Origin of the sequence: Anaerobiospirillum sp. NML120449, from assembly GCF_023051105.1 — a bacterium.
Classification (GTDB): Bacteria; Pseudomonadota; Gammaproteobacteria; order Enterobacterales; family Succinivibrionaceae; genus Anaerobiospirillum.
Map to the genome: position 1 here is coordinate 18,646 of NZ_JALKIL010000036.1, position 16,037 is coordinate 34,682.

The window sequence follows — 16,037 nt, forward strand, 5'->3', positions numbered from 1 at the left end:
CTTTTATAACACTTTATAAAATGAAAGAGGGAGCACTCTTTTTATCGAATGCTCCCTCTGTGAGGTGATTATGGATTGTGCTTTAATGCAGCTCCAGGCTGCAGGTCTGTCAAGGGCCCCGATCGGGGAGCCGTGGCACTCAAAGCTGCTGTGACAGCATGACACTCAGGGCAACCGGAGCTGATATGGTGTTTTTGGCTGTGGCTGTTTAGCCCAGAGTCTGGATGGTTATTACAGTCATGGCAGTACTGTCAGGACCTGCCGGACGTGAGAATGAGTAGGACTGGCTGCTGGTTACACACTGCCACTTGTAATTGCCTTCCATCATCTGAACCTGATCAAGGCTGGTCTCGCCGAAGAACTCAATAAGGTCTTCGGTACATTCATTGATGTAATCTGCCTCACCTTCGGCACGGCATACGAACCAGTTACAGATCAGGCACAGCTCACGGGCATTGCCGTAAACACTGGAGCCTGCATCTTCCCACCACTTGAGAATGGTGTCAAAGGCAAAATCAAGGCGCTGACGGTCCAGATAAACAATTGAGTGACGATAGAGTTCGTAATCAAAGTTTTCATGCTCAGTAGCCAGCTCCATGGTACGGCTGAGCTGATCACGGGTCAGTCGCTTATGAGCTGAAATGGACTCATAGGCATCGTTAGGCAGCAGGAAATTCTGGGCATAGCTGTACACTACCGGTACGCCACGCTTGATGTAGTTTGCTACCTTGTTGTTGATATCAGCAAAGTTGCCTGCAATGATATCGTGATGGCTGGTAATACCATAAGGGCCGGTCAGGAAGTAGTTCTGTTCGGCAAGGATATTTCTGATGCTCTTAAAACTCTGATCGTAACCCATGGCCTTGAGATTATCGGCTATGTCATACAGATCCATGATGGACCACATCAGAGGTGTTTTGTCAGAGCTGCCGCTGGAGCGCTGCAGAATCTGATTAATGGCGCCTATGAGATTAGGATCGCGATTGCCTGCCGGGGCGCGAATCAGATCAAGGGTATCCATGGCAGTACCGGTGAAGAAATTTTCACGCTTAATCTGATCACGTACCTTGTCAAATATGGACTGCACATGACCGCGCTCTTCACCAGGGGCATGCTGATAACGCGTTGGATTCGGCTGAGCTGGAGTAATACCGTAACCTGCAGAGCTCTTGTAGGAGGCAGTCATGGCCTCAGGAGACTCTCCGGCAGCCACGGCAGCAGCAGCCTGTGGAACACGAACACGGCTCTGGCGTGGTCCACCAATAACACAGACCGCTCCATCAGGACGAGCTCCTACAACAGCTGTGCCGCGCAGTTTGGCCAGCTTGTTTTCAATAATGCTTTCGACCTTACGCTCACCAGCTGAGATCTGCTCACCGCTAAGACCGGTCATGAGGCTGATCATCTCAAATGATGCCGGGCCCTGCATTCTGATCAGGGCAGCCACCATGGCTCTGCGCCTGCTTTCATCTCCGGCGCAGACAGTATCAACAACCCAAAGAAATTCTCTAATCCTGTCTTTATCCATACACTCACCAGAAAATACCAGTTTACCAGGCCGTCCGATCCCCGCCGGCCGCACAAATCCAAAGTTTTACACCTAATTTAGCACATAGGCGTATGGCCCCGGCCTGCAGCTGACCCCTTTTGAGATCTGTGCCGCCTCATGACCATGAACATTTTTACAAAATGTGCGCCTCCGCACTTTTGCAACAAATTATCATTTTTAAAAATAAAGCACATTCAGACGGAACCTTGAAGCCCTGCCACCAACACAGTTAAATATGTTGAATTAACCCTGATAATCAGGCTCGAGTATCGGAGCTTAAACTTAAGCTGCCCGTTACAGTCACAGCGTAGAGCCTGACGTGCCCAAAGAGCCATATCTGCAAAACTCAGGCCGTTTTTATTCAAAAAAGCCCATAGATACCGGCTTTTTGAGCGTTTATCCCATAAAAATGCCCGCTGTAAACATCAGCTATTAACATGACAGCCTGTTGTCTGAAGCAGCCCGAATCCCGGGAGTGCACTTTCGACCAGCAAAACAGGCAATACGCCAAAAAGCTGCCACATCAAAACATCAGCGCCACCACCACCAGAACCGGCAGCCTCAGCACCAGCTCCAGCAAGCCAGCCCCACCATCAGCAGCAGCTCCAGCTACAGCAAGCCAGACCCAATTGTGAGCAGGCTACTTTACTATACAATTTCACATGCGCCTTGCACTTGTGTCTGTTGCCCGCAGATCATCCCGGAAACTCAGGCGTCAACACAGAGCACAAAGGCAACATAACAGCAAAAACACATGGCCGTGGCATCGCACATAAGACTTTATGAAGCGCGCAACAATCGACGCACGAACCCTCACTACAGAGCTCTCAAAATCCACTCACACTCAGCCTCCCCACACCATCTGCCCATCCCATATGAGGCCCAGCCGCCCCGTACAGGAGCCCACGACACCGAACCAACCTGCCCGCCCGAATGTGACCACAGATGCCACCGCATCAGGACTGATTGTTTTCCTGGACCATGAGCTGATCTTTCCTGACCTGCATGTCTTTTAATCTGTTGGCTTACTGTCACTGAACAGCATGATTCATACATGTCACTTTATAAAACAGTAAGCAGTATCAGCCTGCCCCTACTGTGTTTACATGTTCTTACTGCCTGCAGGGCGGCCCCGCTTTGCAGGTGGCTCAGGTGGCAAAACCGATAAAGATGATGCATAAAGTTAAACAGAAAGTATCTGCTCCTGATGGTTGTCCGGGTCATAAGCCTGCTACCACTAATCAGCATGGTTCCTGCGAAAGTTGTCATTGGGATACATATTGCCATTGGGCAGCAGCTGGCCAGTTGTGTAGCGGCGACGTCTGTTGTAGACGAGGCTTTGTAGTAAACGGAGACCTCTTTGGAGTTCCTGTCGGCAGTAGCCAGGTCAGGTACAGTTATATCCTGCCTGTCTCTGTAGATATTTCCCATAAATATAGAGCCATGGTTCACGCAACATACATCAGGCTCCTGAAAATTCAATGCCATATCAAGGCAGGCAAAAAGCCACACCTGTTGCTTATTTATCATGTTTGTCAGGTCGTTGCTCTTTAATATATGAATCAGATGTATATTTTGCTCATGGTCAAAGGGGCGGCCCCCAAAAACAACAAAGCCCATATCCTGGCAACAGGTATGGGCAATGGATGATATTTTTCAGACGCTTATTTTATGCCTGCGCAGCCGCTGCGGATGAAACTGTCGCTGCGGCGCCAGTCTGACAGCGGGCAGCCGTTGCAGCTGCAGCGTGCAGCGGCAGCGTGCAGCGGCAGCATGCAGCTGCATTGTGCTGCCTGCTTGCGCTGCGCGCTGTCAGGCCAGGGCATCAGCTGGAGCTGTCGTTTTTACGGCTGGAGCTCAGTGAGAACCAGTGCAGATAGTACCACCCGTAGAAGCACAGTATGAGCACGGCAAGGCCAATGAAGGATACCCAGTAGCGCCATGGCTCTACGTCGGTGACGCTGGAGCGGCGGTCACTGGAGGCAAAGTTGCCAAAGTGACAGCCCTTAGGGGTGCACTTGATCTCACGGCCGTAACCGCCGGCATTATCCCACAGATAGTGAGGGAAGCGCAGCACAATGCCGTCCTGAGCAAAGCGACGCGAGCACTGATCGACAAAGTTGGCCATGAAATTCATCAGGGCCTTAGGGTCAGCGCCCAGACGGCGCATGTCGATATAGCTCACGCCAGGCTCAATGGTCAGCTGATAATTGGAGGCTGAGAACTTGCCACTGTATGAAATTTCATCAAGTGGAGTACCGTCGGCATCAGCATCAACACGGATAGTGACATTACGGCCCAGACGGATATTGCCCTCCACATAGGTGTGGCTGGTCATGCCATTGACATAATCAAGCACGGAGTTGGAGCGCAGAATCAGTGTTTTAATCTGATTGATGGAGCCTGCCGGACCGTTGAGGCTGAGAATGCCGTTATAGACAGTGACACGGTTGGCTCTGACATTGCCAAGAACGGTAGATTTACCGGCAAAATTGCGTACATTCAGAGTTGAGCCTGAGATATCACCGGAGAGCACTACACGTGACTTTTCATTACCAAGGAAGGTATTGCGCTGACGGTCGGTCATCAACGGCTGATTGTTCTCATCAAGGAGTACGCCCAGATTGACATTGGTAGTCAGATGACGGTCGATAATGGTTCGGGCCGTGAGATCAGCTGTGCTTTCATCGCGCGGATACTGCAGAACGGCATCAAGAAGAGCACTGTTGCGGCCGTCATGAACGAGAATAATATCGCCCCTGCCATTGGCACGCGGATTCCAGGAAGAAAAAATGCCGCCATTGACCACAGCCTCAGAGGTGATGTGAATATTCTTCACAAAGGAGGACTCGTCAATCATAATGGCGGCCTGAGCTCCCTCAACCACGCCATCGATAATGAGATCGCTTACGGCAGGACCATTGATATCATCGGTAAGAGGCACAGTAGCCGCCTCCTGGGCGTCAGCCTGACCATGCAGATAATCAAGAGTGCGCACACGGGCCCAGGAACCACGGTACTCAATGAGATCAGAGTAGATATTGGATCCCATGTCAACCTTGATGCCTACACCATGGCGGCCCATAGCTCCTACATAGCCTGAAATATAGGCACTGTTGTCACGGCCGTAAGTAAAGCCTATACCTGTCGAATCATTACCTGAGGTCACAATGGATGACCCCGGGGTCTGCCAGTAATAATTGGAGCTGCCGTCAATACGCACTCCAACTGATCCCTCGCCAATGGAGGAAACAATGGCATCATGCACTACGTCATTGTAAGAGCCGTAAATATGCACGCCTGTACCAAGAGGCATGCGTGATGGGCGCTTGACATTGTAGGTACCGGCCATGTGGTCATAAAAGGCATAAGGACGGCGGGCATAACGGGTGATGCGGTACTGTGGAGTGCCAAAGCTGTAAATGGAATTGCCAAAGAACTCACGAGGTTCGAGGCTGTAGCCCAGATCCGAGAGCAGTGCCATTTCAAGCTCGACAGGAAGAGTGTAATTCTTGTACTGATCGGCTGACAAAATGGTATTACGCAGCATCAGCACCGGACGGCCCAGACGGGTAAAGGTCAGAGGAATACCGTAGAGATCGACGGCCTTGTCGATGCCATAGCCTGTGGCTACATAATTGCCGTCCTCATCAACACCACCACGACGGTCATGGCCGCTGACCACATCCATGTCAGCAGCCAGATCCATGAGGCTCTGCTCATCCACAGTGCTGCCCTCAGCAGAGCCGCCGGTGCTGCCGGCGCCGCCTGCGCCGGTGGCGCCTGCTGCAGCGCCTGTGGCGGCACCACCAGCCGCGCCTGCTTCGGCACTGGCAGCCGTCTTATCTGCACCTGCAGCCGAAGCGGAGGTCGCTGCTGCGACAGATGCTGCATTGACTTCAGTTGACTGTGAGGCACGGGCCACCACATCAGGAACATGCTGCGAGGCTGTGCCCTGATGGCCATGAATTAAAGAAGCCAGATCAATACCGCGCTGATCGGTAAGCTGAGCCTGCTGATGCTGCTTTACCTTAATGGCCTCCTCAGAGGCGCGCCTGCTGGCCTCAGCTGCTGCCTGAGCACGCAGCAGTGCATCACGGGCCACGCCCTCATAGGCAAGAGCCTGAGGAGCGATATTTACGTCAGGCGTACCAAGATTGAGGGTACTGCGTGAGTGCAGATTGAACATACTGAGCTCATTGCCCGGACTCAACAGACGGTTGACCTCAAGACCGACAAAGTAAAGCTGGCAGCGCCTGTCAGCTGAAAAAGGAGTGCAGTCAGGCGCAATGGTTCGATAGCCCGTGTTCTCCCTGACAAACTGCTTGAGCTGCGGGGAATACAGATGACGGTCAAAGGAGTGCAGAGGAGCGGTAAAGACGTCCTCAGTCCCTGAGTAACCAGAATGAAAGCCAATCAGGCGCGCACCGGTATCCATGCCCTGAGCAAAGAAATTGGCCTTGAGCACATTAGGGGTAATCTGACGCGGCACGCCTGTATAAATACCCTCTTTCTGGATATCAGGAATAGGCATGGTCAGCAGCACAATACCGTTGTACTGCTGGTCACCACGGCACTTGCCCTTGAGATCGGCCTCAATATAACTAAGGCCGGCACAGGCCCCCTCAGTATGCAGGCGATCGCGCACCATGGACAGATGATAAAGGGGATAGGAAGAGCTTGATCCGGTCAGGCTGACCATATTGCCATACTCACTGGCTGGCTTTTTCCTCTCAGCTCCGGCTGCCCCCATGCCCCGGCCATTTGCAGGGGCCTTGCCCGCATCATGGGCTTTACCCGTAGCATGGGCCTTGCCACTGGCACTGGCAGCAGCCCCGTCCTTGAGAGGATCGGGACCACGGCCCAGAGCAACGCCGGGACGCTCCTGGCTTAATTTGTGGGCATCGATAAAGAAGGTAGGAATACGATAGCTCGATGCCTGAGGGGTATACATGTGGAAGAGATAGGCAAGGAAGGAAATGCCTTTGTGCAGCTCTTCGGCCATGGCCTGCTGACGGCTTTCATAAGGAATGAGCATGCTGTCATCAAGCTTGCCCGGCAGAATATTAAGCAGCTCCTCAGATCCGTCTGCAGTGCTCATCAGTGTTTCCACATCACCAAAGACATGCAAATTGAGATAGCGGCTGTTGGCGGCGCTGATATCATCTACAGGATTGGCCTGAGCCCTGTTGATGCCAATGCCGAAGATACGGCGCAGCAGCGATGGCTGATCGTCTTTTTCAGCCACAGGGTCGCGCATGTTCTGATTGCCTGAGTAAACGGCAGCAGCACGGGCACTGGCGGCATCATTTTTGGCCGCATGTGAACGTGAGGCAGCATCCACAAGACGCTCTCCGGTCAGTGGACCGCGTCCAGGGCCGGACTCGGCTCCATTGCGCTCATGCAGTCCGTCCTGAGCTTTCTGAGCCTGCTTAAGATCAGCACTGGCCTGAGCCTGAGCATGAGCATTGGCCTGAGCCTGGGCCTGAGCATGGGCCTGAGCCTGAGCCTGAGCATGGGCCTGAGCCTTGGCCTCCATGGCCTCCCTGGCCTGCTCTTCAAGACGGATAAGGGCCTGCTGGGCAGCAAGGCTCTGCGATCCCTTCATGGACATGTGACTGCTGTTGCCTGCAGCTGAGTCCTTGGCTGCGGCAGCAGCACTGGCGGCAACCTCTGCTGCGTCTGCAGCTGAGACACTGCGGGCCTGTTCATAATCATGAACAGCATTCAGATCACTTATCTCACCCTCAGCAGGTTCAATAAAGTCATCACCAGTATCTTTGCCTTCGGCAGTACGACGGTTGAGGTCAGCGGCAACCTGAGCCTGGCGGGAAATTTCACTGCGGGCCTTGGCACGGGCACGCTCAAGTGCCTGAGCACGCTCAGCCTCGAGATCGTTGATATGGGTGCCCTCATACTGGATATCATAATCAATGGCCAGAGCGGCAGGACTGCTGAGCATCATGGCCAGTGCCAGTGACAGACAGCTGCGGCGCAGACCGGCCCCGGTACGGTTGCTGCCGTACCCTTCGCCCGGGGCGGTATGGGCAGCACATGGTGAGAGTACATCACGCTCAGGTGCTGCACGCTCAGATCCATGAAGAACATAACGCACTGTGCTCTGCAAGGAGCGCAAAAGTTCCATACCAACCTCGAACAAGCCGGCCGCCCAGGGCCACTCCGGCTCCAATATGATGCCAATAAGTAAAAGAAATGCTGCCCAGGCCGGACATAAAGCCGGCCAGGCTTTCGCCCCAGCGCCGCCGGCAACAGGGCAGCTGGCGACAGGCCTGCTGACGGCCGACCATTATCGGGATTACACAGCGCAGCTCTTATTTAAGTACAGCAATGGTCCTGATGACAGATCGCAAACGCAGGCAAAAATCAAAAGGAAGTGTCCTGCATGGCTGGACGATTACGCCTTGCCAAAGCTGCATGCCCCCCCTGTGTCCGCTGCAGCTGACGTCGCAGCAGTTCAGTTGCTGCAGCTGACGGCATCAGGACTGGCGGCGTCAGACAGGCCATATGACGGCCTGACTGGATGAGGTTTACGTTGCGGACAGCATGTGTTCAGCATGGAATGCCGGGTACTGGGAAAAGGCCGGCGTCCCAGGGCCTTTGCGCAGCGACCTGTCGGGCCGGAGATGACTTATCCTGGGGTCCATGTTGTGACCTGTGGGATCATACTCCAGTATGGCCATTTTTTCTAATTGAGCGGGCCTGAGCCCATAAGTTAAAACCCCGTCAGACTTATATGGTCGGACGGGGCTTTGGGGCTGAGGCAAGGTCTGCTGTCGTGCCAGCAAGCCATGGGCGGCATGGCCGCCATGACCAGCCGGGCACAGCCTGGCAGAGCGTGCGGTGACAGGCGCTTTAGAAAGTGGCCGGGTTGAGGAGCACCACACGGCCGCTGCGCTCAGACAGGGCCTGCTGGAGGATTTCCTGATTGATTTCAGGACGCTTGAAGAACTCCTCCTGCTCTTTGGTAAAGGTAAATGGCAGGTTCTTGTCCAGAGTTTCAAATTCCTCTTCGTTCATTGACAGAGGCTGGTGAACCTCAATATAGAGATTGCCCTCGGCATCTTCGGCTGTCTTGATTGGCTCGTTGATAAACTGCACGCGTGTACCTACAGGGACATTGTTGTACAGGTATTCAATGTCCTCATTGCGCAGACGCACACAGCCATGACTTACGCGCAGGCCGATACCAAAGTCAGCATTGGTGCCGTGAATTGCGTACAGACGACCAATGTAGATAGCAAAAAGGCCCATAGGATTGTCAGGACCGGCTGGCCATACCTTAGGCAGAGTTTCACCACGGGCGGCGTACTCGGCATGCATTTTTGCTGTAGGCGTCCAGGTTGGATTGGCGCGCTTGCGCTCCACCCTGGTGGTCCAGTTAAGCGGAGTATCGGTACCAAGCTGACCAATACCAATTGGCAGCACCTCTACCTGATCATTGTGATAGTAGTACAGGCGCATTTCCGGGCTGTTTACGATAATGCCCTGGTGCAGGGTGTCAGGCAGGATAACACGCTGAGGAATGATGAGATTGGTGCCATTGACCGGAACAATAGGATCGACGCCAGGATTGGCCTCGATAAGATTGGACAGGCCCAGCTGATAGCGTGAAGCCACAAACTCAAGAGTGGTAGTGCCGCTGCGGGCAATCTGATAGGTGGTGTCCTCGCCTACTACCACAGTCTTTTCATCATATGGGTAGGCAGCTGCATGAGCATTCATACTGGCACTAAAGGCGCCGGCTGTCAGCACCAGAGCGGCGCAGGAAAGTGCCATTTTGCCAAAGGCTCTATCTGACCATGAAGAGGAACAGCTGAACATAATCTCTTACCTGTATATCAATTCTTTTCTCTGCAGCCGGATGCAGTGCTCTGAGCTCCCGCTCACCTGATTTACTGTCCGGCCGGTGATCACATTACCGGGCCCTGCAAGGCGCCCCAGGGTAAGTGAAATGCATGTGAATGCAGCCATAAAGAGCCTATCTTATCTTTAATACAAGCGCTTTTCCACTGTCAGAGCGCGGCCCCGGTACCGCACGTGATCGCCATCACTGCCCCTGGCCTCCAGACGTACGGCAAGTCCATGGCCGCCTGTCTGCGGCCAGTTAAGCCCTGCCAGCCCGACCGGGCTGTCAGGGCGGGAGCCGTCCGGGCTGCCAGGTAGTCAGCTGTAACAGTGAGTATTTTCATCACCTGCCCGGGCGGCCGCCGGACTTACTGCTACTGCCCGGTTCTGACAGGTACTGACAGCGCGGGGATAAACATTATGGGACCGGCGCTGCAGCCGGTCCGATCCGGTCCAGCCCGGATGCCTTGTGTGCCGGCTGCCTTTACGGCGCGCGGCAGTGCATGACTGTGCATGGCTGTGCACTATGGCAAGGCACAGGCTCTGATATGCACCATAATTGGGACTTGTCGGCGCTCACCTGCGTTTTAGCCGGAGAGGCCTATGCCGGAGCGCAGCTCAGGCTTCAGGCCGGACGGCGCCATTACGGCCCGGACAGTACTCCCGGCCGGGCCCTTACAGACGCGGCCGCTGCTGTGGCGACTGTGCAGCGACAGCGGGGCAACAGCCCGGCGACTGGGCGGCAGCTGCGGCCGGGTGGCTTTTTGCAATAGCCCTTAATTCTTTTGGGCAATCATGGCACAATATCCCATCTTAACAACAGTTAAGGTTGAGCAGTACCACGGCAGCCCTGCTGGCCCCCATATTAAGGGGACCGGGCGTGGCCCCGGCAGACGACACGGCAGCAGCCGTGAGCGTGCCCGGGCAGGTACCTAAGCTCAGTTGTCTGCACTGACACTGTGCCCGTTGCGTATTTACAGGCCCGGACGGGGCCGCAGTACGCAGTCAGGGAGCGGTTTCAGTCTAGACAAGTTAGCTTAGCTCAGCCTTAGAAACAGCCGTCCCGGAGGTACCGGGACGTAAGGCTGCGCCGGCCGGGCTTCCCATGGACTGCCCGGCCGCTGTCAGCGAGATTTTGTGAAATTTTGGGAGCAAGTACCTATGGCAACCACCAATGTTGCATATAACCCGCAGGAGCTCGAGTCTGAGGTACAGAAGTACTGGGATGAGCACAAGACCTTCCAGGTGAAGGCAGATTCTGCCAAAGAGAAGTTCTACTGTCTTGTAATGTGGCCATACCCGTCAGGCCGACTGCACATGGGTCACGTTCGTAACTACACCATTGGTGACGTAATTGCCCGCTACCAGCGTCTTAACGGCAAGAATGTAATCAACCCTATGGGCTGGGACGCCTTTGGTCTGCCTGCCGAAAATGCCGCCATTCAGAACAATACCCATCCAGCAAAATGGACCTACGCCAATATTGACTACATGAAGCATCAGCTGGTCTCTCTTGGTCTGTCCTATGACTGGGCCCGTGAGATTCCATCCTGTGCTCCTGAGTACTACAAGTGGGAGCAGAAGTTCTTTACCGACCTGTACCGCAAGGGTCTTGCCTACAAGAAGGTTTCCAACGTCAACTGGTGTCCACACGACAAGACCGTGCTGGCCAATGAGCAGGTAGAAGACGGCTGCTGCTGGCGCTGTGGCACTGCCGTTGAGCTGCGTGAAATCCCTCAGTGGTATCTGAAGATTACCGACTATGCCCAGGAGCTGCTTGACGATATTGACAAGCTCGAGGGCTGGCCAGAGCGCGTACGCACCATGCAGCGTAACTGGATTGGCCGCTCTGAGGGTCTTAATATCACCTTCAGCATTGAAAACTCCGATGAGACAGTAGAGGTTTACACCACCCGTCCTGATACCTTCATGGGTGTAACCTACATGGCTATTTCAGCAGGTCATCCTGTTGCAAAGCGTGCTGCTCAGAACAATCCTGAGCTGGCTGCATTCTGCCAGGAATGTCTGACTCACAAGTTTGCCGAGGCTGACATTGCCACCATGGAAAAGAAGGGCATGGCCACCGGCATTAATGCCATTCATCCTTTAACCGGTCAGCCTGTTCCTTTAATGGTAGCCAACTTCGTAATCATGGATTACGGCACCGGCGCTGTTATGGCTGTACCAGGCCACGATGAGCGTGACCATGAGTTTGCCAGCAAGTACGGTCTGCCTGTCAAGCAGGTTATCGCTCCTCTGGACGGCTCTGAAATCGACGTACAAAAAGAGGCCTATGTTGAGCATGGCAAAACTGTAAACTCAGGTGAGTTTGACGGCCTTGATTTCAAGGGCGCCTGGGAGGCTATAGCCAGCAAGCTCGAGAGCATGGGCATTGCAAAGCGTACCGTAAACTTCCGTCTGCGTGACTGGTGTATCTCCCGTCAGCGCTACTGGGGTGCTCCTATCCCAATGCTGACTGTTGAGGAGACAGGCGAGCTCGTACCTGAGGTCGAGGAAAATCTGCCGGTAATTCTGCCAGAGAACGTCAAGATCGACGGCGTTAACAATCCACTGACCACTGACCCTGAGTGGTACATGACCACTTACCAGGGCAAGGCCGCCCGTCGCGAGACCGATACCTTTGACACATTCATGGAGTCTTCCTGGTACTATGCCCGCTACTGCTCTGCTCACTGCACCACTGGCATGGTCGATGACGAGGTCAACTACTGGCTGCCAGTAGATCAGTACATTGGCGGTATTGAGCACGCTGTTATGCACCTGCTCTACTCACGCTTCTTCCACAAGTTAATGCGTGATGCCGGTCTGGTTAAGGATGATGAGCCATTCAAGCGTCTGCTCTGCCAGGGCATGGTGCTGGCTGATGCCTTCTACTATGTCAAGGACGGTACCAAAGTATGGGTAAGTCCGCTCAAGGCAAAGGTTACCCGTGATGAAAAGGGCAACATTGTCGAGGCTGTGGATGATGAGGGTAACACCCTGACCCACGCCGGCATGATCAAGATGTCCAAGTCCAAGAACAACGGCATCGATCCTGAGGATATGGTCAAGCTCTACGGCGCTGACACCGTACGTCTGTTCATGATGTTTGCCTCCCCTGCCGAGCTGACCCTCGAGTGGCGTCAGTCCGGTGTTGAGGGTGCCCGCCGCTTCATTCTCAAGCTGTGGAACCAGGTAAACGATCTCATCGCTTCAGGTCCACGTGTGGAGCTGGATAAGAGCAAGCTCGATGCAAAGGGCCGCAAGCTGCGCCACATGCTGCACACCACCATTGAGAAAGTAACCGACGACATTGGCCGTCGTCAGACTTTCAATACCGCCATTGCCGCCATTATGGAGCTGCTCAATGAGACTGCCCGTTACGATGGTGATGACGAGACTGCACGTGCTCTGCGCTACGAGATTTACAACACTGTAGTGGTCATGCTCTACCCTATCATTCCTCATATGTGCTTCAAGCTCTATGAGATGCTGGGTAATACTGACGAGCTCGATGAGACCGCTACCTGGCCTGTTGCCGATCCTGATGCCTTAAAGGCCGAGGATCTGCTTATCGTAGTTCAGGTCAACGGCAAGCTGCGCGCCAAGATCACTGTTGATGCCAACATGTCAGAAGATGACATTAAGGCTGCAGCTCTGGCAGATGAGGCCGTAGCCCGCAACCTCGAGGGCAAGGAGCCTAAGAAGGTAATTTACGTCAAGGGCCGTCTGGTCAATATCGTAATTTAATACAGTGCCCGCGCTGCACCTGGCGCCGGGCCAGAGCCCGGCCCCTGCAGCGTCTGCATGCCCACAGCCCGCCTTTATGGCGGGCTTTTTTATGCCCCCATGTGGCATTATAATGAGCACTCATTCATATATCAGGGCTCACGGCCCCTCAGTGCCCTGGGGCGCCGCGCTTCAGGCGGCAGCTCCAGGCACATGGCCACCTGGCCGTGGCCACAGGCTCAGCATGATGGTCAGGCCATGGCCGACCCCTGCCAGGCCTGAAGGCCTGCACAGACAGTTTTACCGTGGAGTTAAACCACTATGCTCTCAGGAATTTTTTCATCAGCTCCGGCAGCACTGCGTCGCAGTGCCTTTGTGCTCGGCCGCGTCCTTGCTGCGCCGCTGCGTGCCTTTGCCATGACAGGCCGCGCCGCCTCAATGCCTGTACGCATGCTGGCCGTGGCCGCCGCCACCGGAGTACTGGCAAGTGGCTGTGGCTTTAATCTGCCCAATCAGGCCCCTCTTGATGAAACTATTCCTGAAATTGTAGTCACAGGTGATTACAACAGTGACTTCTACCGCAAGGTAATTTTGCGCCTTAAGGCCAATGGCGTACGTGTCCATGCCCAGTCGTCAGACTATGAGCCGGAAAATAACGGCACCATCCCAAGCCTGATGATTCCTCATCCTGATATTTCCGACAATGTGGTATCGGTAAACTCCCGTGCCCAGGCCATTGAAAATGCCATTGTGATTTACGTGGCCGCCACCCTGAGCGTACCTAATCACCGTCCTATAGTGATGCGCAACTCCATTACCCGCTCAGTACTTAACAAGCCAGGTCAGTCTCTGGCAGCTGACACTGAAAAGAGTACAGTTATTGAAGAAACCTTAAGCCAGCTGGCTGACGACCTGGTCTTCCGTCTTGGCTATCTGGGCCGCTCTACCGACCCTGATGTGGCCGTGCCTCAGCCTTATGAGCTGCTATCTTCCGATGAGGAAAGCATCGATCCGGGCGTGCGCTCTACCGGCATGACTCTCATTGAGGCGCTGCAGTCCCAGGACAGCTACGAAAGCGCCACCGGCACTGTTGTGACCCTCGATCAGCTCGACAATGGCAATGCCCTGCTGCGCCGTACTCCGGCCACCGCAGCTCCTGTTGGCGCGCCACTGCCAGGAGATCCTGGTGAGCATGTACGCAAGGCCCGCAAGTGGGAGCTGCCTGATGTGCGCCCTGAGCGTCTGCACAAGGCACCAGTAGCACCATACTGATGTCCAGCCCCATTGAGGGCCGTCCGTAGCCCTGCCCCTGAGGCCTGCAGCAAGAAGGGTGCCGCCTGCCGGAGACCTCCTGCAGGCGCGTCAGCGCATGATGGGGCTATGCATGCTGTGGCAGCACACGCTGCCGCAGGCAGCGGCGACCGGTACGTGATATTTATTCATTGTGAGCCAGCCTGAGTGCCGGGCACTGAAGTGCCTGGCAATCAGGCTTCACTGTCATAAAGAGGCATGCAGCGCGCCCTGACCAGGTCAGGCGCGCAGCGTGTAACCTGCCATCAGGCGCCTGTGCGCCCCTGAGCCTGAGGAAAAGCACTATGGCCTCCACTAAAACTGCCCAGAGCGATATTTACCTTATCTGCTGTGATGATCCCATGCTCAGGCTGGAGCGCTCTACGGACCTGATTACCAGAGCCCGCAAGGCCATGCCTGATGCCGAGTTTCTGCTCTACACATTTTCGGAAATCAGCGGGCCCGGTGGCCCCAACCTCAAGGAAATTGAGTCGGAAATGGCCGATCCCGGCCTTTTTGGCGGAGACCGCATTATCAAGATTGTGCTCAGGGACTATGATGCCACTGCCGTAGAGCTCTTTAAGGTTATTGCCGCTTCTTTCCGTCCCGGCCTCTTTGTCATTGTGGAAATGAACCGCATTAACGCCTCACTTAACAAATGCGAGCCTAAAAACCCTGATGAGCTGCGCAAATTTGCCAGCTTTGTGGCCGGTTCCGATGGTGCCCGCGCTCTTGAGCAACAGAACAGCGGCAAGAAAAAGAAAGAGAGCCGTGGTACCCGTGGCGGCATTGAGGCCCGCAAAAAGGAGGCTCTTGCCTGGCTTAAGGGAGCCGGTGCCAGCATTGAAATTATCTATCCGCCTGAGGGCGAGCAGCTTAAGAGCTGGATTACCACTGATGCCCGCAAATACGGTCTGACCATCAGCCCTGAGGCCCTTGATTACATTGCCAGCGCCTGTGACAACAATCTTATGGTCATAGACCAGTCCCTGCAGCTCATGCAGCTGCTCAGATCGGAAAGCTCCACCTCAGGCCCGCTTACTCTTGATGAGGCCGATACCTACTTTGCTCAGGATGCCCGCTATACAGGCTATGAGCTGCCGGTAGCCATACTCAATGCCGAGCCGCTCAAGTCCCTCAATATCATCAGCTCATTCTGCTCAGCAGAAAATTCAGGCCTGAACACAGCCCTAAACCTGCTCATCATGCGCCTTGATGAAAGCCTCAATGCCGTATACAGAGGCAAGATGGAAAACATAGGCAATGCCGACGATCGCAGCATTACGGCCTTTTTCATGAAGAACAATATCAAGGTACGTCAGGCTCAGGACGCCCATCTCAAGGCTATCAGAAAGATGCCGGTTGAAATGCTCAACTTCCTTACCAGCTGCCTTGCCGAAGCATCCCAGGCCTACTCCAATTATGATCTGGAGCGCGCCTACCTGGCCCTGCAGCGCATGGCCCTGGGCCGCCACCGTGAGGCCCACTGCCTCAACACCACCTTTGCCTGATCAGCCCACCTGCCATGGCCACCTGCCATGGCCACCTGCCATGGCCACCTGCCATGGCAAGGGCCATAGCCGAACCAGGTCAGACAAAGTCA

7 protein-coding genes are annotated in these 16,037 nt (G+C 54.6%); 3 read left to right on the forward strand and 4 right to left on the reverse strand.

What is annotated here, in order from left to right; genetic code table 11:
* Positions 1-208 precede the first annotated feature (208 nt).
* The 4 genes from MXE41_RS10000 to MXE41_RS10015 form a co-directional block, all read right to left on the reverse strand.
* Entirely contained in the window at positions 209-1,528 is a 1,320-nt protein-coding gene (locus tag MXE41_RS10000) for a hypothetical protein (protein ID WP_247100381.1), read from the reverse strand.
* A 1,083-nt stretch (positions 1,529-2,611) separates the two neighbouring features.
* Positions 2,612-3,169: a hypothetical protein gene (locus MXE41_RS10005; protein WP_247100382.1), complete on the reverse strand. Its 558-nt coding sequence runs from the start codon at positions 3,167-3,169 to the stop codon at positions 2,612-2,614.
* 205 nt (positions 3,170-3,374) lie between these two features.
* Positions 3,375-7,694 carry a hypothetical protein gene (locus tag MXE41_RS10010; protein ID WP_247100383.1) on the reverse strand — a complete coding sequence of 1,440 codons (4,320 nt, stop codon included), beginning with the start codon at positions 7,692-7,694 and terminating at the stop codon, positions 3,375-3,377.
* Positions 7,695-8,422: 728 nt separating this feature from the next.
* On the reverse strand, positions 8,423-9,391 hold the full coding sequence (locus MXE41_RS10015; RefSeq protein ID WP_247100384.1) for a L,D-transpeptidase family protein: 969 nt from the start codon (positions 9,389-9,391) through the stop codon (positions 8,423-8,425).
* Between the two features lie 1,185 nt (positions 9,392-10,576).
* On the opposite strand from MXE41_RS10015, the gene leuS reads away from it, so the two are divergent.
* From leuS to MXE41_RS10030, 3 genes are all read left to right on the forward strand, one after another.
* Complete coding sequence (gene leuS, locus MXE41_RS10020) at positions 10,577-13,165, forward strand: leucine--tRNA ligase (RefSeq protein WP_247100385.1); 2,589 nt, start codon at positions 10,577-10,579, stop codon at positions 13,163-13,165.
* Positions 13,166-13,465: 300 nt separating this feature from the next.
* Positions 13,466-14,416 (forward strand): LPS assembly lipoprotein LptE, encoded by a 951-nt coding sequence (gene lptE / locus MXE41_RS10025; RefSeq protein WP_247100386.1) that lies wholly within the window; start codon positions 13,466-13,468, stop codon positions 14,414-14,416.
* A 323-nt stretch (positions 14,417-14,739) separates the two neighbouring features.
* Positions 14,740-15,945: a hypothetical protein gene (locus MXE41_RS10030; RefSeq protein WP_246977218.1), complete on the forward strand. Its 1,206-nt coding sequence runs from the start codon at positions 14,740-14,742 to the stop codon at positions 15,943-15,945.
* The last annotated feature ends 92 nt before the right edge of the window (positions 15,946-16,037 follow it).

Excerpts from the sequence above, each read along its gene's own strand:
- MXE41_RS10000 (WP_247100381.1), bottom strand. The coding sequence starts at position 1,528 with ATGGATAAAGACAGGATTAGAGAATTTCTTTGGGTTGTTGATACTGTC.
- MXE41_RS10005 (WP_247100382.1), bottom strand. The coding sequence starts at position 3,169 with ATGGGCTTTGTTGTTTTTGGGGGCCGCCCCTTTGACCATGAGCAAAAT.
- MXE41_RS10010 (WP_247100383.1), bottom strand. The coding sequence starts at position 7,694 with ATGGAACTTTTGCGCTCCTTGCAGAGCACAGTGCGTTATGTTCTTCAT.
- MXE41_RS10015 (WP_247100384.1), bottom strand. The coding sequence starts at position 9,391 with ATGTTCAGCTGTTCCTCTTCATGGTCAGATAGAGCCTTTGGCAAAATG.
- leuS (WP_247100385.1), top strand. The coding sequence starts at position 10,577 with ATGGCAACCACCAATGTTGCATATAACCCGCAGGAGCTCGAGTCTGAG.
- lptE (WP_247100386.1), top strand. The coding sequence starts at position 13,466 with ATGCTCTCAGGAATTTTTTCATCAGCTCCGGCAGCACTGCGTCGCAGT.
- MXE41_RS10030 (WP_246977218.1), top strand. The coding sequence starts at position 14,740 with ATGGCCTCCACTAAAACTGCCCAGAGCGATATTTACCTTATCTGCTGT.